The organism is Winogradskyella sp., from assembly GCF_003712105.1.
Taxonomy (GTDB): domain Bacteria; phylum Bacteroidota; class Bacteroidia; order Flavobacteriales; family Flavobacteriaceae; genus Winogradskyella.
In genome coordinates, this window is record NZ_RHLG01000006.1 from 40,831 (window position 1) to 59,666 (window position 18,836).

Below are 18,836 nucleotides of genomic sequence, written 5' to 3' on the forward strand. Positions count from 1 at the left end.
AAAATGTTGCACATATTTTCGTAATAATTAATTAATCCAATTTATTATTATGAAACAGAATCAACATTTAGTTTTATTTAAAGACTATATCCAAGTGTGTAAAATCTTGTGCTTTAGTCTTTTTTTATGTTTTTCACTTAATGGTTTTTCGCAAAGCGAATCACGTTTTATTGATGGCGGTGTAATAAGTACAACCGATGATACTACAATTTGTGTAGATGGAAACCCGGACCCTATAGATGTAAATCTTGACGATGCCCAAGGCAGGCGCATGCGATGGATTATTACAGACGATTTAAATAATATCTTGGCGTTACCTACTGCGCCACCATTTGACTTAGATGGAGCAGGTCCAGGAGTTTGTAGAATTTGGCATATTTCATACATATTTGTTAGAGGACTCCGTGTCGGGAGAAATCTGGATAGATTGCGAGGTATTTATGACCTATCTAATTTCATTACTGTAACAAGAGTACAACCAGAAGGCGGAACCTTAGAAGGTGGACCTTTTGAATTTACTATGGTTGGTGATGGAAATCCAGACAATATTCCACAAGGTGCAATAACATTGTCAGGTAATTCAGGGAGTAATTCTCAATGGGTAGTTACCGATGATCAAGGTGTTATTTTAGGTTTGCCGCCAAATCCATTTGTTGTAGACTTTGATGGTGCTGGTAATGGTACTTGTTTGGTATGGCATTTAAGTTTTGAAGATGGATTAGAAGGCGCTATTCCAGGTAACAATGCAGCTACTGATCTAGTGGGTTGTTACAGTTTATCAAACCCTATTGAAGTGATACGAAGCGGAGCTCTTGATGGAGGAACATTATCAGGCGGCCCATTTGAGTTCTGTGTTGGTGACGGCGTTGCCGATAATATAGAGCAAGGTGCCATCACATTAACAGGAAATCAAGGTACAAACTCACAATGGGTAGTTACCGATGATCAAGGTGTAATCTTAGGCTTGCCACCAAACCCTTATGTAGTGGATTTTGATGGCGCAGGAGATGGCACATGTTTAGTATGGCATTTAAGTTTTGAAGATGGATTACAGGGTGCTGTTCCTGGGAATAATGCGTCAACAGACTTAGTTGGTACCTACGACTTATCTAATCCAATTTCAGTAATAAGAACACAACCAGAAGGCGGAACCTTAGAAGGTGGACCTTTTGAATTTACGATGGTTGGTGATGGAAATCCAGACAATATTCCACAAGGTGCAATAACATTGACGGGAAATTCAGGAGGTAACTCGCAATGGGTAATCACAGATGATCAAGGTGTTATTTTAGGCTTACCACCAAATCCATTTGTTGTAGACTTTGATGGTGCTGGTAATGGTACTTGTTTGGTATGGCATTTAAGCTTTGAAGATGGATTAGAAGGCGCTATTCCAGGTAACAATGCAGCTACTGATCTAGTGGGTTGTTACAGTTTATCAAACCCTATTGAAGTGATACGAAGCGGAGCTCTTGATGGAGGAACATTATCAGGCGGCCCATTTGAATTCTGTGTTGGTGACGGCGTTGCCGATAATATAGAGCAAGGTGCCATCACATTAACAGGAAATCAAGGTACAAACTCACAATGGGTAGTTACCGATGATCAAGGTGTAATCTTAGGCTTGCCACCAAACCCTTATGTAGTGGATTTTGATGGCGCAGGAGATGGCACATGTTTAGTATGGCATTTAAGTTTTGAAGATGGATTACAGGGTGCTGTTCCTGGGAATAATGCGTCAACAGACTTAGTTGGTACCTACGACTTATCTAATCCAATTTCAGTAATAAGAACACAACCAGAAGGCGGAACCTTAGAAGGTGGACCTTTTGAATTTACTATGGTTGGTGATGGAAATCCAGACAATATTCCACAAGGTGCAATAACATTGACGGGAAATTCAGGAGGTAACTCGCAATGGGTAATCACAGATGATCAAGGTGTTATTTTAGGCTTACCACCAAATCCATTTGTTGTAGACTTTGATGGTGCTGGTAATGGTACTTGTTTGGTATGGCATTTAAGCTTTGAAGATGGATTAGAAGGTGCTATTCCAGGTAACAATGCAGCCACTGATTTAGTGGGTTGTTACAGTTTATCCAACCCTATTGAGGTGTTTAGAAATGATAATGATATTGTATGCGATGTTGATGGAGGTACAATTACTCCAGGAGGTTTATATCTATTTTGTGAAGGTGATGGAGAACCAGATTACGCAACAGGAATAACACTCTCAGGAAACTCTGGTGGCAACTCACAATGGGTTGTTACTGATGCTCAAGGAACAATTTTAGGATTACCAGCTGACCCAGCAAATGTAAACTTTGATGTTGCTGGTCCTGGTGTATGTCTTATTTGGCATTTAAGTTTTTCTGGTAATTTAGAAGGCGCAGAACAAGGCAATAGTGCTTTCACAGATTTAGATGGATGCTATAGTTTGTCTAACCCTATTGCTGTGTTTAGATTTCCTTCTGGAGGAGTAGTTTGTGAGCTGTTGTCTTTCTTAAATAGAGAAAGTGATATCGAAATATCAATGTTCCCTAATCCAGCAAGTGAGAAGATTAATCTTGATTTTTCTGAAGTTGAATCAGACAATTTAACGGTTAAGATTTTTGACTTCTCTAATAACGAGTTGTATACTAATAAAGTAAACACATTTAGTTTAAGTAAAAAGACACTGCAAGTAAACGTTCAGAATTTTAGACCTGGCTTTTATTTGGTGAGTGTTACTGATGAGAGTGATAACGTTAAAATGGTTAAGCGCCTAATAATTAAGTAATTTGTTGAGTAACAATTAATGTATTGTTGTTGAAAAAAGGCTACTTATTTTAAGTAGCCTTTTTTAATATTCCTTTCCAACGTAGTTGACGTATAAATTGTCCTTCTGCTTTAGTAACTATGTGATTTTTGCCTTTAAAGTAGCCAATAATATAATTGAAGAACACGATTACACTTCTTTTCTTAAAAGCCATTTTTAAAGAAGATATTAGAGTTAATACAAAGCCGTATCGCATTTTGTACAACGCCTCACCTTGAAGATATCTAGAGGATTTATTATATGAATTACCAGTAGGTTTTAAATGTTTTACAATAAGATCTTTATCAGTAGTAACTTCCCAATTATGATATTGAGCCAAAAGCGTATCTAAAGTATCCCAACCAATGGATGTTTTTAATCCTCCAATAGCTTTAAAGCATGCTTTTCTATAGGATTTAAAAGGGCCACGAACATGATTTTTGTTAGAAATGTTTTCATAAATCCAGTTGCCATTTTTCTGAATATAAGCCAAGCCTCCGGCAATACCTAAAGATTTATTTTGAGTAAAAATATCTTTTAGTCGTTCGAGATAGTTGATTGGTAAAATAATATCAGCGTCATACTTACAGATAATATCATAGTCTTCATCAAGAGTTTCAAATCCTTTATAAAATGCTCTTATAACCTTAGCACCAGGAATATGCTCGTCCGAAGATTCAGCGTTGAGATAAGTTATCCAGTTGTATGTACTAGCATATTCTGAGATGATTCCTTCTGTGCCGTCTGTAGAATTATCATTAACTATAACAACTTTACTCGGTAAACAGGTTTGCTGGGTTAGGGATTCTAAAGTTTTACCAATAGAATCTTCTTCATTATGTGCAGGAATGACAATGTAAAATCTCAAAATTCAGTTCTCAATATCCAAAACTAATTAAACCGTTTTGTATTTTTTGAATTTAGTGGTCGGAATTTTTTATCCGCTCAGCATAAATGATATAATACCGTGGTGTAAACCATCTTAAAAGAGGTCTTATGCCAATTTTCTTAGTTGGATTGGTCCATTTTTTACGGTCAATAATTTTCCAACCAGATTTCTCTAAAAGCCAATCAAATTGCCAGTCTTCAAATTCATGGTAATGCCTATCCCACATATCTGTTTTGCTTCTGTATGCAGATGAAAACCACAATTTAAGTGGTACACTAGCAACAAGTTTATCAGCTTTTATAGATTTTAAAACGGTAAATGGCGATAATAGATGCTCAAAAATTTCAAATGCTGTGACTACAGTAGCACTAGACTTTTCAATAAAAGAAGTGTCTATATCTAAATCTTCTCCTTTGGTGTTTTCAACTTTAAATCCATGCTCTCTCATTATTTTAGTGAAAGGGTTTTCCACGCCCAAATCTAAAATCCCTTCAGAGCTACTAATATGAGATTGTAAAAACTCTAGCGTATGTTTATATCTCTTTTTCGGAAAGTATTTATACATGAAATCTACAGAAAATAGAATAAAATCTAATATCTGTAAACGATAGCGTTAATATGCATGCCAGCGCCTACGCTAGCAAATATAATAACATCGCCTTTATTAATTTCGTGATTACTTAATTTATTATTTCTAATTAAGTCAAACAAAGTTGGTACAGTCGCAACAGAACTGTTACCTAATTTGTGTATGCTCATAGGCATAATATCTTCAGGAGCTTTGGCTTTAAACAATCTGTAAAAGCGTTTAATTATCGCCTCATCCATTTTTTCATTGGCTTGATGAATTAGCACCTTTTTCACTTCAGAAATAGCAACACCACTTTTTTCCAGACAGTCTTTCATGGCCTGGGCCACATTAGTAAGTGCAAACTCATAGATTTTACGTCCATGCATTTTAATGTATCGCGTGTCTGGATTTAAGTTTTTATTATTTGAATTCCCAAAGAATAAATAATAGGCTTCGTCGTAAGTAAATGACGCTGTTTCATGGGCTAGTATTCCACCTTCTTCGTCAGAAGCTTCAACAATACTTGCACCTGCACCATCTGAATAAATCATAGAATCTCTATCGTGTTTATCGACAACCCTCGATAATGTTTCGGCACCAATTACCAAGCAACGCTTTGCCATACCGGCTTTAATAAAAGCCTGAGCTTGTATAACGCCTTCAACCCAACCTGGGCAACCAAATAAGATGTCGTAAGCAACACATTTTGGGTTTTTTATTCTAAGTCTATGTTTAATTCGAGAAGCAAGGCAAGGTAAAATATCACTCTGTATCGTATTATGTTTTACATCACCAAAGTTATGAGAGCATATGATGTAGTCGATAGTTTCCATATCAATATTTGCATCATCAATAGCTTTTTGTGCTGCTAAAAATCCAAGGTCTGATGCAGTAAGTTGATCGTCGGCATAACGACGTTCAACTATTCCAGTAATGGCCTTAAATTTTTCTACAATAACTTCATTAGGGTAATCTATACTTGAACCATCTGCATTGAGAAATTCATGTTGATGAAAGTCTTGGTTCTTCTCTATGCTACTAGGGATATAACTACCTGTGCCAGTTATTTTAATACTCATAATTGTGTTACTAAAATTGTTATTCAATTAAAGCGACAATGTAATGATATAAATTTTAACCAGAATTAGATAGTGTTAGAATTTACGATGCCCAACATGAGAATTATGCTTCTGCATAAGCTTCAATCGGAGTACAGCTACACATTAAATTTCTGTCGCCATAAGCTTCATCAACACGTCTAACCGTTGGCCAAAACTTATTATCAGCAACAAAATCTAACGGAAAAGCTGCCTTTTCTCTTGAGTAAGGTAAAAGCCACTCATCTGACGTTAGCATTGCCATTGTATGAGGTGCATTTTTAAGCACATTATTTGGGTCATCTTTTGTAACGGTCTCAATTTCTTTTCTAATAGAAATCATTGCATCACAAAAACGATCCATTTCAGCTTTGCTTTCACTTTCTGTTGGCTCTATCATCATAGTACCAGCTACTGGGAATGATACCGTTGGTGCATGAAACCCGTAATCCATTAAACGTTTTGCAATATCAACGACTTCAATGCCATTGGCTTTAAAAGCACGACAATCAATAATCATTTCGTGAGCAGCACGTCCGTTTTCTCCAGTGTAAAGGGTGTCGTAGTAGCCTTCTAAACGTTCTTTGATATAATTGGCGTTAAGAATAGCCACTTCTGTTGAATCTTTAAGTCCTTTTGCACCTAGCATTTTAATATAACCATACGAAATAATACATGCCAATGCAGACCCGAAAGGTGCTGCTGATATCGCCGTAATTGCTTGATTTCCGCCAGTAGTAATAATAGGATTTGTAGGTAAGAATGGTACGAGTTGTTTGGCAACGCAAATTGGCCCAACACCTGGTCCACCACCACCATGTGGAATTGCAAAGGTCTTGTGTAGGTTAAGGTGGCAAACGTCAGCACCAATATTACCTGGATGTGTTAATCCTACTTGAGCATTCATATTGGCGCCATCCATGTATACTTGGCCACCATTATCGTGAATAATTTTTGTGATCTCAGTAATCTCAGATTCGTAAACACCATGAGTAGAAGGATAAGTTACCATTAATGCCGCTAAATTATCTTTATGCAATTCTGCTTTAGCTCTTAAATCCTCAACATCTATATTACCATTTTCGGATGCTTTTGTAACTACTACTTTCATACCAGCCATTACAGCACTTGCAGGGTTTGTACCATGTGCGGATGACGGAATTAAGCATATATTTCTATGGTGGTCACCACGAGATTGGTGATATGCTCTTATCACCATTAACCCAGCAAATTCTCCTTGTGCACCAGAATTTGGCTGAAGTGAAGTACCCGCAAAGCCTGTAATTTCAGTAAGCTGGTCTTCTAGAGCCTTTAGCATTTTTGCATAGCCTTGAGCTTGTTCAATAGGTGCAAATGGATGTATATTACCCCAACTACTCCAGCTTAGAGGTAACATCTCGGAAGCAGCATTAAGCTTCATTGTACAAGATCCAAGCGAAATCATAGAATGGTTCAATGCTAAATCTTTTCGCTCTAAACGCTTAATGTAACGCATTAATTCAGTCTCAGAATGATAAGAATTAAACACATCGTGAGATAGAAAATCCGATTTACGAACTAATGCATTTGGTGTTGTATTTGCTGATGAAAGCGTTGTAATTTTATCAGTAGATTTTCCTAATACAGCTTCAAAAATTTCAACTATTTCATTTAAATCCGAAATAGATGTAGTTTCATTTACTGAAATGGTTACTGTATCTTCATTTGGGTAATAGAAATTAACTTGTCTTTTTTCGGCTTCTGTCTTAACTTTTGAAGCCTCAGCATTAATCTGAATGGTATCAAAGTAGTGCGAATTTGTTTGAGTTAAGCCCAAGCCTGAAAGTGCATTAGATAATGTATAGGCAGAGTCGTTGACTTTATTGGCAATAAACTCTAAACCTTTTGGGCCATGATACACAGCATACATCCCGGCCATTACCGCCAATAGAACTTGTGCTGTACATATGTTTGATGTTGCTTTATCGCGCTTTATGTGTTGTTCTCTAGTCTGTAATGCCATACGAAGCGCACGATTGCCATTCATGTCCCGTGTAACACCTATAATACGACCAGGTACGTCTCTTTTATATGCTTCTTTAGTTGCAAAGTAAGCCGCATGTGGACCACCATATCCCATTGGGATTCCAAATCGTTGCGTAGTTCCAACGACAACATCAGCACCAAATTTTCCTGGAGCTTCTAGTTTTATTAAGCTCAAAATATCAGCAGCAACTGCAACTTTAATCCTCGCTGCTTTTGCACTCTCAATAAATGATTTAATATCTGTTATTTGTCCACTTTTTCCTGGGTATTGGAGTAGTGCACCAAAGAAATCTTCAGTAAAATTAAATTCAGATTCTTTACCAACTACTAATTCTATACCAATAGGAGTCGCCCTTGTTTCGAGCAATGATAGTGTTTGTGGTAAAATTGCTTCAGAAACAAAGAATTTATTGACTCCAGCCTTTTTTTGGTCACGTTCTCTAACTGCAAATAGTAAACTCATAGCTTCGGCCGCAGCAGTACTTTCATCAAGTAAAGATGCATTAGCTATTTCCATACCGGTCAAGTCAATTACCACAGTTTGAAAATTAAGCAGGGCTTCTAATCTACCTTGAGCGATTTCAGCTTGGTAAGGCGTATATGCCGTGTACCAACCAGGATTTTCAAGAATATTTCTTTGAATAACCGCAGGTAAATTTGTTGGATGATAACCTAAACCAATATAGGATTTAAATACTTTATTAAGTTGCGATAATTCGTATATGTGACTTAGATATTCTTGTTCGCTTAAAGCGGGTTCTAATTCTAAATCTTTATCAAGTCTAATATGAGATGGTACAGTTTCAGAAATTAGTTGCTCTATACTTGTTACACCTATAGTATTTAGCATTTTTTTTTGCTCCTCAGGGTTAGGCCCAATATGTCTTAATGCAAAAGAAGTTGTGTCCATTATTTGTTAGCTGAATTATCGTGCAAAAATAATGCAATTAGGGCTTATTTTTAGTTAAGGAATACTAAAGTTTTTAACTGAAACATATGGTTATTAACACTTTGGTTATTTTTACATTATGAAGGTATTTAAGTCTTTATTTAATTTTTACATCAATGCTAGCATTCACGTAGCTTTAGGAGTGTATGCTATGACTTGGATTACGTGTATTGAATACGACGTGGCATACGATGAGGACTATTTATATTTTGTGTTTTTTGCGACGATTACGGCCTACAATTTTATCAAGTATTTTGGGTTGGCCAAATTTCATCATCGTAGCCTTGCTAATTGGCTGAAAGCTATTCAGATTTTTTCGGCAATTGCTTTTGTATTTATGTGCTATTATCTTCTTCAACTTAATAGCGCCACATATATATTATTGGGTGTTTTAGGCTTAATTACTTTTCTGTACGCCATACCATTTCTTCCTAAGCATTATTTGTTTGATGAACAGCAGAACCTAAGAGAAATAAGCGGAATTAAAATCTATATTATAGCTTTAGTATGGGCAGCTGTAACAGTACTTTTGCCCTTAGCTAATAACGGTATAGAGTTTTCTTTTGATGTTATTATCACAGGATTTCAACGCTTTTGCTTTGTGATTGTATTGATGTTGCCGTTTGAAATCAGAGATTTAAACTACGATAGTTTAAAACTCGCTACCATTCCTCAAAAAATTGGCATAAAAAAAACCAAATTAATAGGAGTACTATTACTTATGGTATTTTTAATGTCTGAATTCTTTAAAGATGGCCTTGATTATACTGAGGTAATCAGTACTTTGATTATATGTTTTGTAACCCTTTTATTTTTAGTGTTTTCATCACAAAAAAAATCAAAATACTATTGTGCTTTTTGGGTAGAAGCCATTCCTATATTTTGGTTAGGAATTTTACTTTTGCTTAGCTAATTCCTTTTCAAATTGTGTTTGAAGATTGTTTTTCTCTTCGTCATTTAGACAATTTGCGTCAGATTTTTCTATTAACTCAGTTAATTTATTATTTCTTTTAGTGTAAGCTTTTGTGATTTTGCACCAAGATAATCTAATACCTAGCTTAACTCTTTCCCATAATGTAGCTTCACCATATTGATTTTTATCACATATATGATGCGCTTCTTCACACGTAATAAATAAAATACTCTTCTTCATTTTTAATTAAAACCAATTTTTTTCCATGCAATTAGCCATAGCAGTTCGAGCTCTATGGATAATTACCCAAAGGTTAGACGCTGTAATTTCTAATTCATTACAAATTGCTTCAGTTTCGTAATTTAATAACGTTTTCATTTTAAAAACTTGAGCCTGTTTTTCTGGTAATTTACCTAGACAATCATGAATAGCGACGCCTAATTCGGTATTCTCAATTGTATCTTCGGCAGTCTTATCAAAAGGGTCAGCCACACGTTCCTCTAACCAGTCGCCCTCAGTTTCGGTGTCACTATTGTAGCTCATTCGAACTTCGGCTTTACCTTTATTAGAGTTTATCTTACGATAGTAATCAATAATTTTTCGCTTTAATATGGCAACAAGCCATGTACGTTCACTAGCTTCACCTTTAAAATTATCCATTGATTTTAAACCCGCTAGAAACGTTTCTTGAACTAAATCTTGTGCGGTATCTCTATCATTTACTCTCGTAATTGTATAGTTGAAAAGGTAATCGGAATAAAGTTTTATCCAATCGTTAGGGTTGATGGCGTGCTTTGGCATGCTGCGGGCATAATTTATTCCCCCAAAAATAGGATAAAAAAACCAGTTTTAAAACTGGTCTTTTTTAATCTAAAACTAAGCTTTGGTTGCGCTGATAATATAATACCCAAAACTTTTTAAGTGCAACCCAGAAAGTAGAGCATAAAATGAACCTTTTAGGTTATGAAAACTCTCACGCTTTAAACGCTTAAAGCTAAGTAGTTTTTTAAGAATAAAGCCAATAATAGCAAATGGTACATGCAATACAGAAGGTGCAACTCTAAGAGATACATCTTCGACTTTTATGTCTTTAAAACCTAACTCTTGTAATTTTTCTGTTATATAATAGTGTGTCTCTAATTTTTCTAGACTCCAATGGTCACAAAGATTTTTGTAGGCATATTTTCCACCTTTACATAGCGTATTCACTTCTTTTTTTAAAAATGCATCACCAATGACCAATCTTCCGCCAGGTTTTAAAATGCGATATGCTTCCTTAAGTGAACTAAAATTATGACCTGAGTGACATAAGCTTTCGATAGCAATAGCAGAATCAAAGCTATTAGATTGAAAAGACGTGTTGTTGTAGTTTTCTTTTAAGATGATTCCGTTTTCGCCTTTAAGTAACTCGTTACCTTGTTTTACTTGAAAATTTGAAAGTGTTACACCATAGCTAATGAGGTTTTTATAGGTTTTTAATGCATATCGCATTGTGCCACCCATACCGCAGCCAAGATCTATTAATCGGTTTTTATCTGAACCAATTTTAAGACGTTTTAAAATCTGCGCATTCATTTGGTTGAGCATAGAATCACGTTTAAAAGGATTGGTTTTAAAAGGAATAAAATACCCGAAATGCATATTATAATCCTTGCTCCAAAATTTATAATCTTCGGTAGCTTCGTTATAGAAATCTACCATTTCTATTCTGTTTTGTTCAGAATAGTCTGTGTATTGTAGTGTTTGTGTGTTCATGATGAAATAATTTTAAAGAGATTACTAATAGCTAACCACGTATAGACAACAGCAAAAAGTGTAAACAAGAAGTTCATAAAATAACTTCCGATTTTGAATATTACTTTTTGTGGAATTTGATACATTGGATAGTATGCAATTTGTGTTATGACTTTAGCAACCCAATAAGCAGCAATTAAGCCAGTAATTGCAAGTGCTAAATGCGTTCCGTTTTTTAAATCAGTTGGAATTAAAATTGCAATTAAACCAAAAGAAAAATTTAAGCCTTGAATATATCTACCATAGGTTTTTGCGATTTCTTGATTTAATGGTTTTAACTGTTTTACATCGTTGTACCAATCAAATACTCTATGCCTTATATAAGGATAAATTAATGCTGTAAATATTTGGCCACATCCACCTAGGATGATTAACCAATTAGGTATTTGAGTTTTCATTTTTGTGTTTTTTTAGAGTTAATATTGTCACAATCACAAAGTATAATCCTATAATCATAGGTATTACTAATAATATCGTAATGCTATAATTTTCGTGGTTTAAGGATGAATTAAATAGAGATATAATTATTGAAATAAACCAGACAAAAACTAATATGAAATAAAATCTAAGAGCTTTCTTGTTTATTCGCTTTGAGAACTGGTTGTTATCTAATAGTGTAATGGCAAATACAAATTGAAAAATACCTAATCCAATTTGAGTTAAAGCACCAAGTATAGGTTGATATATATATAAAGAAACTACAGTTATGTATAGTATTAAATTAAATAGGATGCTGAATCTCATATTTTATTATTTTTAAACTTTCAGAAAAAATTGAAAGTTTTATTTAAAAAATATATTTCTACTTCATTAGCTTAAAAACAGACTTAGTTAACCAATTTTGATTTTGGTTTACCATTTTATGCATTAAACTATCTAAATTTTCAGTTAGCTCATGAAGTGCTTTAGTCTGTTTTATTAATTCTTTTGTTTTTGATGTACCATCATCTTTTATTGAAGACACTTCATTTAATACTTTTATTACTGGTTTAATTTCACGTCTACTTCTTTCTTTAGCAATCACTCGTGCTAGTTCTTGCACGTCCTTTTCCGTAGTAAAGTATTCTTTTCGTTCTCCTGAAACTAGGACTTTGGTTACAATACCCCAATCGATTAGCTGTCTTAAATTCATACTGGTATTACCACGAGAAATTTTAAGCTCTTCCATAATATCTTCCATCGATAAGGCTTTTGGAGATATAAATAACAATGCCTGTATTTGTGCCATTGCTTTATTAATACCCCAAAGTGTGCCTAGACTTCCCCAGGTACTTATAAACTTATATTTTGCTTCTTGGTAATCCATAATTGCTAATTACAATACAAATATACAATAATTTTTAAACTTTCAATAATTATTGAAAGTTTATTTAATTCAATTTTTTATTTTAGATGTATATCAAAAAAACAGATTCATGTTTTTACTAAATAGAGACTCAGTTAAATTTCAAGTTATAAGTATCGCTGTTTTATTATTTATGGGGTGTAGGTCTACAGCACCATTAATAACTAATAATGCTACAATAGATTCGTCAAAAGACATTGTCATTTTTATAGATGGTACATCTAATACCCCAAAAGATAATACTAATATTAATAAGTTAAGAAACCGCGCAAGGGTGAGTGATAGTCTAGATACATTCTATACTGTTGGTGTTGGTGGTGGAAAAGATTTTAAGTTAACAGGTTTGGCTTTTGGTGTTGGTGTTAAAAGAGATGTGGTCGAGGCTTATGATTTTTTGACCAAACGTTATCAGCATAATCGAGGCGATAGAATTCACTTATTTGGATTTAGTAGAGGTGCATATACCTGCCAAGTGTTATCAGATTTTATTTATACTGTCGGTATGATAGATCTGGAGAAGCCAATTGATAGTGTAAAAAAAATGCGGTTGATTAAGAAAATGTATAGAGCCTATCGCAGTAATATTACACACACCGAACGACAACGCAGAGTACAATCAGCACTTAAAAAATGGGAAGCTAAAAATGGTCAAAAAATTACGGTTACGCCTAATATAACCATTACCAATTTAGGAATGTTTGATAATGTTGAAGCGCTCGCTGCACCAGATTATAAAGAGAAATTTTGCAAGCCAAACCCAAGTCATCTCAACCAATTTGTTAATATAGATAAGGTGTATCATGCAGTTGCATTAGATGATAATAGAGCTCAGATATTTACACCAATTTTAGCAAGTTGTAATAATATTAAACTCAGAAGAGGCAAAACGCTTGATGATGTTGTCAATGAAGTTTGGTTTTCTGGCGCACATACAGATGTAGGCGGTGGTTATTTAGATAACTTCGAGATTTCATATGTGTCTCTTGATTGGATGATAAATGTTCTAAAAGCAAATCATTTTGATTTATTTGAAGACGTTGAGATTACAGATGAAAATATTGAAGGAACAATACACGATTCTGAAGATACCATATTAGGAATTTTCTATCGCAGACGAAACCGTGATATACCGCTATACCTTTCAGAAAATGGCGAAAACTACAATAATGGGCAACTTAATGTTCACAGTTCTGTAATAAAACGTTTAGAACGAGGCTTGTTGCCAGAGTTTAAAAAAATGAAAAAAGATTCCTTGGATTGGTTCGATAAAGAACCATTCAAAAAATGTTTTGATTCACTCGAAGGTAAAAGACTATTTAAAAAACCTTGCGATGTTATTAAAGTTGTAGACTAGTTTACAACTTTAAATAGGTAATAATTCTTTAGTTTCTAATGCCTTAGCTATGTCAACTTTTAAGAATTTATGACTATTAAAAAACCGTTTATTAGCCATTTTGATTGTTGCAATCGTACGACCTTCTTTATTTTCTTTAATAGAAACAACTTCTACTTTATTTCCTGCCAGATTATCGTAATTAGCAATGCCGCCTTTTTTGATAATTACATTAGGTTTAGGTAAATCTATGGATTCATATTGTCCACTTTCGGTTTCACCAATAGTAAACATATCACCTACTTTGGCAGTAGTGTTTTGAGAAAAAGAAATACAAGTAAATACTATAAAAAATAGTGTGGCTAAAAATTTAGTTCTCATAATTTAAATTGTTGATTACTCAAAAATAAGTTATTAAAATGAGAATAATTTAAAAATGAATCAATTTTAACAGGCTAAAATATCAGATTGGTAATTTTGTGGGTAATGTCGATTTTTTAAAGAAGCTTATTTTATCAACCCAGCCCGTCTTAATAGTGCTTCAGGTTTAGGTTCTTGACCTCTAAACTTTTTGTATAAGGTCATTGGGTTTTCTGTACCACCTTGAGATAATACATAAGCTTTAAATTTATTAGCAACAGTTTTATTAAAAATACCTTGGTCTTTAAAATATTCAAAAGCATCAGCATCCAAAACTTCGGCCCATTTGTAACTGTAATACCCTGAAGAATAACCACCTTGAAAAATATGCGCAAAAGCTGTACTCATACAATTTTCAGCTACATCAGGATATAAACTTGTTGAGCCAAAAGCTTTTTTCTCAAACTCTTTTACAGATACTTCTCTAGAATGCTTGCGCTGAGCGTAGTCGAAGTGCCACGCCATATCTAACATTCCAAAACTAAGTTGGCGCAAGGTTTGCATACCTTCATGGAATGTGGCCGAAGCTTTTATTTTTTCAATTAATTCCATCGGAATAACATCGCCAGTTTTGTAATGTGTTGCAAATAACTTGAGTGTTTCTTCTTCGTAGCACCAATTTTCTAATATTTGACTAGGTAACTCAACAAAATCCCAAAATACACTTGTGCCAGATAAACTTGGATATGTTGTATTTGCAAGCATACCATGTAAAGCATGACCAAACTCGTGAAAAAGTGTGGTAACTTCATTAAAGGTTAGTAAAGAAGGTTTGCTTTTTGTAGGCTTTGTAAAGTTGCAAACGATAGATACATGAGGCCTATGATTCTGACCGTCTTTAATCATTTGAGGTTTAAAGGATGTCATCCATGCACCATTTCGTTTTCCAGCTCTTGGAAAAAAGTCGGCATAAAAAATCGATACTAATTCATTTTCAGCATCCACAACTTTGTAGGTCATTACATCTTCATGATATTTGTCTATAGTATCAATGTCTTCAAACCGTAACCCAAATAATTTTTCAGCTACAGTAAATGCGCCGTTAATTACATTTTCTAACTTGAAATAAGGTTTTAACTGTTCATCATCAAGGCTAAAAAGTTTCTGCTTTAATTTTTCAGAATAGTAAGCCGAGTCCCATTTTTGGAGTTGGTTAATACCATCTAAATCCTTTGCAAAAGCTTCTAAATTTTCAAATTCTTTTTGTGCTGCAGGTTTGGCTTTTTCTAAAAGCTCGCCCAAAAAGTTATTTACCTTTTCTGGCGTTTCTGCCATGCGCTCTTCTAACACAAAATCGGCGTGTGTTTTATAGCCCAAAAGTTGTGCGCGTTGCGCTCTAAGATTTGCAATTCGTAGTACAATATCTTGATTGTCTAATTCGTCACCTTTAAACCCTTTACTGCCAAAGGCTTTTGATAATCGTTCTCTTAATTTACGATTATCAGCGTAAGTCATAAACGGAATATAGCTTGGATAATCTAAGGTAATTAACCAGCCATTTTTCCCTTTGCTTTCAGCCATCTGCTTTGCAGCTTCTTTTGCACCTTCAGGTAAGCCAGACACATCTTCTTCTTTGGTAAGTAACATTTCAAAGGCATTCGTTTCTGCCAAAATGTGTTCGCCAAATTTTAGCTTCAATTGGCTTAATTCTTTGTCAATAGCACGAAGTTGCTCTTTTTTATCCTCCGGCAGATTTGCGCCATTTCTGGCAAAACCTTTATACTTTTTGTCTAGTAGTGTGGTTTGCTCGGTAGATAAGCCTAACCCTGATTTAGAATCGTAAACTGCTTTAACGCGCTTAAATAAATCTTTATTTAGCGTAATATCATTGCTAAACTCAGACAATAATGGTGATACCTCTTGTGCTATTTTCTGTATCTCATCATTAGTTTCGGCAGAGTTTAAATTGAAAAATATACTCGATATTCTATCTAATTCTTCACCAGAATAATCCAAAGCTTCAATAGTATTTTGAAATGTTGGAACTTCGGCGTTTTGTACAATAGCATCAATCTCTGATTTTGCTTTTTCAATAGCTGTTTTAAAAGCAGGTAAAAAATCGTCGTTTTTTAGTTTTGAAAACGGTGCTGTATTATATGCTGTATTGAAGTATTGATTAAGAATGTTCATTGATAGTTAATATTAAAATGAATTTGTATCAGTTGAAACTAAACCTTGGTGTATGCAATTAATAAATCATCTTTTTCATTATATAATCTTAAATCACCATTATTATCAAGTACAAAATACCAACCAAAAGGGTCATACTTTGGTCTAAATGCAAAGTCTTTAGTGTTGTTCTCGATAATATTTACTGGTTTAAAACCAGTTTTATTAAATCTTATATAATAGCCGTTATCAGATAGTTTTAATAACTCAAAATTACCTTTTGGTGGCTCATAGGCTTCACTTTTAAATCTTTTTCTATGCCAAGCACCTATTTCTTCTTTTATAGATAGTTTCTGAATTCGTTTTGTTTCTAAGTAAGTGTCAATTAAAGCTTCACTTAATTTTTTATCCGAATCTGGTTTAATTTGCGATAATAGATGCTCATAAATACTGTCTTGTCCAAACACTGAATAATCATAAAATGAGCTGGTAATACCTTCTAATTGATAGGATGGAAACATCAAAACATCATCCTTGATTTCTTTTTGTTTTATAAGTAAAGGCCAAAAATCTAAATTGGATTTTGGAATATGGTTATGAATAAAAAAGATCTCATTATAAGTGTTAGGTGCCTTAAATATTGAATCACCTTTGAGTTCGTAAAATAAAGCAGATTTAATAAGTGTTACAAGTGTTAAAGAATCGTAGGCTTTATAATTCTTAGCTTCTATTACTACCTTCTGGTCAAAATTGCGAAGTTGCTCCCAATAGGTATGGTAATCTTTACTATTTAGGGCTTTAATTTCGTTTTTGTATTCCTCTAATGGTAAGTCAATTCCCTTCTTATTACTACAATTGGACAAAAGGAGTAGTAAACCAAAAATGTATAAGCAATATTTCAATTTAAATCTTAATTACAGGTCTTTTGCAGAATCAATAACCTTTGCTTTTAAACCTTCTTTGTAGACTTGAACTTTGTCTAAAATGCATTTGTCGCTACTTCCTAAAATTTGTGCAGCTAATATTCCCGCATTTTTAGCACCATTTAGCGCAACTGTTGCAACAGGAACACCGCCAGGCATTTGTAAAATAGACAGTACAGAATCCCAACCATCGATAGAATTACTACTTTTTACAGGAACCCCAATTACAGGTAAAGGTGATAATGATGCAACCATACCTGGTAAATGAGCAGCGCCACCAGCCCCAGCAATTATGACTTTAATATCTCTGTTATGGGCATTTTTACCGTAATCAAAAAGTTTATCAGGTGTCCGATGTGCAGAAACAATATCTACGTCTACTTCAATATCAAAACCTTTTAAAATATCTATCGCGTCTTGCATTACTGGCAAGTCGCTTTTGCTACCCATGATTACACCAACTTTACTCATACTTATTTGCTTATTACTTTAATGGTTTGTTTTACATTTTCTGCTATTTCCCTAGCTTTATTAATATCCTTATCTACGATAGTAACATGGCCCATTTTTCGGAATGGACGTGTTTGTTTTTTGCCATAAATATGTGGCGTAACACCATCCATAGCCATGATGTCTTCTATATTTTTATACAGCACATCTCCAGTATGGTTTTCTGCACCAACTAAATTAACCATAACACCAGAAACTTTACTATCGGTATTCCCTAGAGGTAAGTCTAGTATTGCTCTAAGATGTTGTTCAAACTGGCACGTGTAACTTCCTTCAATGCTATAATGACCAGAATTATGTGGTCTAGGAGCGACCTCATTAACTAATATCTCATCATCTTGAGTTAAAAACATTTCAACTGCTAATAATCCAACATGTTGGAAAGCCTCTGCAACTTTAAGTGCAACTGCTTCCGCTTTATCTGTTATCTTTTGTGGTAAACGTGCTGGGCAAAGTACATATTCTACTTGATTTGCTTCAGGATGAAACTCCATTTCAACAGTTGGATATGTCTTTATTTCTCCAGAAACACTTCTAGCTACAATAACTGCTAATTCATTTTTAAAAGGAATCAATTCCTCAGCAATGCACTCTACATTAGGAAGTTGTTTTAAATCTGAAAACTCACGAACAACCTTTACACCTTGCCCATCATAACCAAAACGAGCACTTTTCCATACAAATGGGATATGTAAGCCACCATTATCAATAGCATCTTTAATCTCAGAGCTGTAAGCAAATCTCGAGAATGGTGCTGTTGGGATATTATGATCCGTGTAAAATAGTTTTTGAGTTGCTTTATTCTGAATTGTTCTTAATGTCTTCGATGCTGGATATACTGTTTTACCTTCGTTTTCAAGCTGTTCGAGAGCATCGACATTTACATTTTCAATTTCGAAAGTTAAAACATCAACACTTCTACCAAATTCTATAACGGTATCGTAATCCAAAATATCACCTTGCACAAACTCATTACATGCTAGTCTTGAAGGCGCATCAGCACTCGAATCTATAACCTTGGTGCCTATATCGTACTTTCGAGCAACATAAAGCATCATTTTGCCAAGCTGACCACCACCTAAAATTCCGAGTTTAAAATCTGAAGAGAAATAGCTCATATTTATTTTCCACGAAAGTGGAAATCATTAATGTTAAACCTAT

At 34.3% G+C, this 18,836-nt stretch carries 17 protein-coding genes; 3 read left to right on the forward strand and 14 right to left on the reverse strand.

All coding sequences use genetic code 11. The features are described 5' to 3' along the window. The first annotated feature begins 49 nt into the window (after nt 1-49). A complete protein-coding gene (locus tag ED556_RS13005) occupies nt 50-2,779 on the forward strand; it encodes a T9SS type A sorting domain-containing protein (RefSeq protein ID WP_296324657.1) in 2,730 nt (909 codons plus the stop codon). Between the two features lie 49 nt (nt 2,780-2,828). Here the strand turns inward: ED556_RS13005 and ED556_RS13010 are convergent, their stop codons facing one another. The 4 genes from ED556_RS13010 to gcvP all read right to left on the reverse strand — a co-directional run bounded on the left by ED556_RS13010 (nt 2,829) and on the right by gcvP (nt 8,289). Beyond that, entirely contained in the window at nt 2,829-3,665 is an 837-nt protein-coding gene (locus tag ED556_RS13010) for a glycosyltransferase family A protein (RefSeq protein WP_296324660.1), read from the reverse strand. A gap of 52 nt (nt 3,666-3,717) precedes the next feature. Further along, the gene (locus ED556_RS13015; RefSeq protein ID WP_296324665.1) at nt 3,718-4,251 is read right to left on the reverse strand and encodes a methyltransferase; all 534 of its coding nucleotides are present in this window, start codon (nt 4,249-4,251) and stop codon (nt 3,718-3,720) included. Nucleotides 4,252-4,277: 26 nt separating this feature from the next. Further along, nucleotides 4,278-5,336: a 3-oxoacyl-ACP synthase III family protein gene (locus ED556_RS13020; protein ID WP_296324668.1), complete on the reverse strand. Its 1,059-nt coding sequence runs from the start codon at nt 5,334-5,336 to the stop codon at nt 4,278-4,280. A 103-nt stretch (nt 5,337-5,439) separates the two neighbouring features. Next, nucleotides 5,440-8,289, reverse strand: a complete 2,850-nt coding sequence (gene gcvP, locus ED556_RS13025; RefSeq protein ID WP_296324671.1) for an aminomethyl-transferring glycine dehydrogenase — start codon at nt 8,287-8,289, stop codon at nt 5,440-5,442. Nucleotides 8,290-8,407: 118 nt separating this feature from the next. Here gcvP and ED556_RS13030 point away from each other — a divergent pair, with 118 nt between their 5' ends. Next, nucleotides 8,408-9,241 carry a hypothetical protein gene (locus tag ED556_RS13030; RefSeq protein ID WP_296324674.1) on the forward strand — a complete coding sequence of 278 codons (834 nt, stop codon included), beginning with the start codon at nt 8,408-8,410 and terminating at the stop codon, nt 9,239-9,241. Here ED556_RS13030 and ED556_RS13035 read toward each other — a convergent pair. The 5 genes from ED556_RS13035 to ED556_RS13055 all read right to left on the reverse strand — a co-directional run bounded on the left by ED556_RS13035 (nt 9,224) and on the right by ED556_RS13055 (nt 12,341). Next, nucleotides 9,224-9,481, reverse strand: a complete 258-nt coding sequence (locus ED556_RS13035) for a hypothetical protein (RefSeq protein ID WP_296324677.1) — start codon at nt 9,479-9,481, stop codon at nt 9,224-9,226. The genes ED556_RS13030 and ED556_RS13035 overlap by 18 nt on opposite strands. Nucleotides 9,482-9,487: 6 nt before the next feature. Then, nucleotides 9,488-10,042 (reverse strand): sigma-70 family RNA polymerase sigma factor, encoded by a 555-nt coding sequence (locus ED556_RS13040; protein WP_296324680.1) that lies wholly within the window; start codon nt 10,040-10,042, stop codon nt 9,488-9,490. Nucleotides 10,043-10,117: 75 nt separating this feature from the next. After that, on the reverse strand, nt 10,118-10,996 hold the full coding sequence (locus ED556_RS13045; RefSeq protein ID WP_296324685.1) for a methyltransferase domain-containing protein: 879 nt from the start codon (nt 10,994-10,996) through the stop codon (nt 10,118-10,120). After that, nucleotides 10,993-11,433: a hypothetical protein gene (locus ED556_RS13050; protein WP_296324687.1), complete on the reverse strand. Its 441-nt coding sequence runs from the start codon at nt 11,431-11,433 to the stop codon at nt 10,993-10,995. Before ED556_RS13050 ends, ED556_RS13045 begins: the two co-directional genes overlap by 4 nt. Nucleotides 11,434-11,837: 404 nt before the next feature. Continuing rightward, complete coding sequence (locus ED556_RS13055) at nt 11,838-12,341, reverse strand: MarR family transcriptional regulator (protein ID WP_296324690.1); 504 nt, start codon at nt 12,339-12,341, stop codon at nt 11,838-11,840. 109 nt (nt 12,342-12,450) lie between these two features. Between ED556_RS13055 and ED556_RS13060 the strand changes: the two genes are divergently transcribed. Then, on the forward strand, nt 12,451-13,734 hold the full coding sequence (locus ED556_RS13060; RefSeq protein ID WP_296324692.1) for a DUF2235 domain-containing protein: 1,284 nt from the start codon (nt 12,451-12,453) through the stop codon (nt 13,732-13,734). A gap of 9 nt (nt 13,735-13,743) precedes the next feature. Here the strand turns inward: ED556_RS13060 and ED556_RS13065 are convergent, their stop codons facing one another. The 5 genes from ED556_RS13065 to ED556_RS13085 form a co-directional block, all read right to left on the reverse strand. Then, nucleotides 13,744-14,094: a dihydroorotase gene (locus tag ED556_RS13065; RefSeq protein ID WP_296324694.1), complete on the reverse strand. Its 351-nt coding sequence runs from the start codon at nt 14,092-14,094 to the stop codon at nt 13,744-13,746. 126 nt (nt 14,095-14,220) lie between these two features. Beyond that, nucleotides 14,221-16,263 (reverse strand): M3 family metallopeptidase, encoded by a 2,043-nt coding sequence (locus ED556_RS13070; RefSeq protein WP_296324696.1) that lies wholly within the window; start codon nt 16,261-16,263, stop codon nt 14,221-14,223. A gap of 38 nt (nt 16,264-16,301) precedes the next feature. After that, nucleotides 16,302-17,144: a hypothetical protein gene (locus tag ED556_RS13075; protein WP_296324698.1), complete on the reverse strand. Its 843-nt coding sequence runs from the start codon at nt 17,142-17,144 to the stop codon at nt 16,302-16,304. 12 nt (nt 17,145-17,156) lie between these two features. Then, nucleotides 17,157-17,636: a 5-(carboxyamino)imidazole ribonucleotide mutase gene (gene purE, locus ED556_RS13080; protein ID WP_296324701.1), complete on the reverse strand. Its 480-nt coding sequence runs from the start codon at nt 17,634-17,636 to the stop codon at nt 17,157-17,159. Between the two features lie 2 nt (nt 17,637-17,638). Continuing rightward, nucleotides 17,639-18,793, reverse strand: coding sequence for a 5-(carboxyamino)imidazole ribonucleotide synthase (locus ED556_RS13085; protein ID WP_296324703.1), 1,155 nt, complete (start codon nt 18,791-18,793; stop codon nt 17,639-17,641). Nucleotides 18,794-18,836: the final 43 nt, after the last annotated feature.

What these genes read in the sequence shown, in the direction of transcription:
- ED556_RS13005 (WP_296324657.1), top strand. Translation starts at nt 50, where the DNA reads ATGAAACAGAATCAACATTTAGTTTTATTTAAAGACTATATCCAAGTG.
- ED556_RS13015 (WP_296324665.1), bottom strand. Translation starts at nt 4,251, where the DNA reads ATGTATAAATACTTTCCGAAAAAGAGATATAAACATACGCTAGAGTTT.
- ED556_RS13020 (WP_296324668.1), bottom strand. Translation starts at nt 5,336, where the DNA reads ATGAGTATTAAAATAACTGGCACAGGTAGTTATATCCCTAGTAGCATA.
- gcvP (WP_296324671.1), bottom strand. Translation starts at nt 8,289, where the DNA reads ATGGACACAACTTCTTTTGCATTAAGACATATTGGGCCTAACCCTGAG.
- ED556_RS13030 (WP_296324674.1), top strand. Translation starts at nt 8,408, where the DNA reads ATGAAGGTATTTAAGTCTTTATTTAATTTTTACATCAATGCTAGCATT.
- ED556_RS13035 (WP_296324677.1), bottom strand. Translation starts at nt 9,481, where the DNA reads ATGAAGAAGAGTATTTTATTTATTACGTGTGAAGAAGCGCATCATATA.
- ED556_RS13040 (WP_296324680.1), bottom strand. Translation starts at nt 10,042, where the DNA reads ATGCCAAAGCACGCCATCAACCCTAACGATTGGATAAAACTTTATTCC.
- ED556_RS13045 (WP_296324685.1), bottom strand. Translation starts at nt 10,996, where the DNA reads ATGAACACACAAACACTACAATACACAGACTATTCTGAACAAAACAGA.
- ED556_RS13050 (WP_296324687.1), bottom strand. Translation starts at nt 11,433, where the DNA reads ATGAAAACTCAAATACCTAATTGGTTAATCATCCTAGGTGGATGTGGC.
- ED556_RS13055 (WP_296324690.1), bottom strand. Translation starts at nt 12,341, where the DNA reads ATGGATTACCAAGAAGCAAAATATAAGTTTATAAGTACCTGGGGAAGT.
- ED556_RS13060 (WP_296324692.1), top strand. Translation starts at nt 12,451, where the DNA reads ATGTTTTTACTAAATAGAGACTCAGTTAAATTTCAAGTTATAAGTATC.
- ED556_RS13065 (WP_296324694.1), bottom strand. Translation starts at nt 14,094, where the DNA reads ATGAGAACTAAATTTTTAGCCACACTATTTTTTATAGTATTTACTTGT.
- ED556_RS13070 (WP_296324696.1), bottom strand. Translation starts at nt 16,263, where the DNA reads ATGAACATTCTTAATCAATACTTCAATACAGCATATAATACAGCACCG.
- purE (WP_296324701.1), bottom strand. Translation starts at nt 17,636, where the DNA reads ATGAGTAAAGTTGGTGTAATCATGGGTAGCAAAAGCGACTTGCCAGTA.
- ED556_RS13085 (WP_296324703.1), bottom strand. Translation starts at nt 18,793, where the DNA reads ATGAGCTATTTCTCTTCAGATTTTAAACTCGGAATTTTAGGTGGTGGT.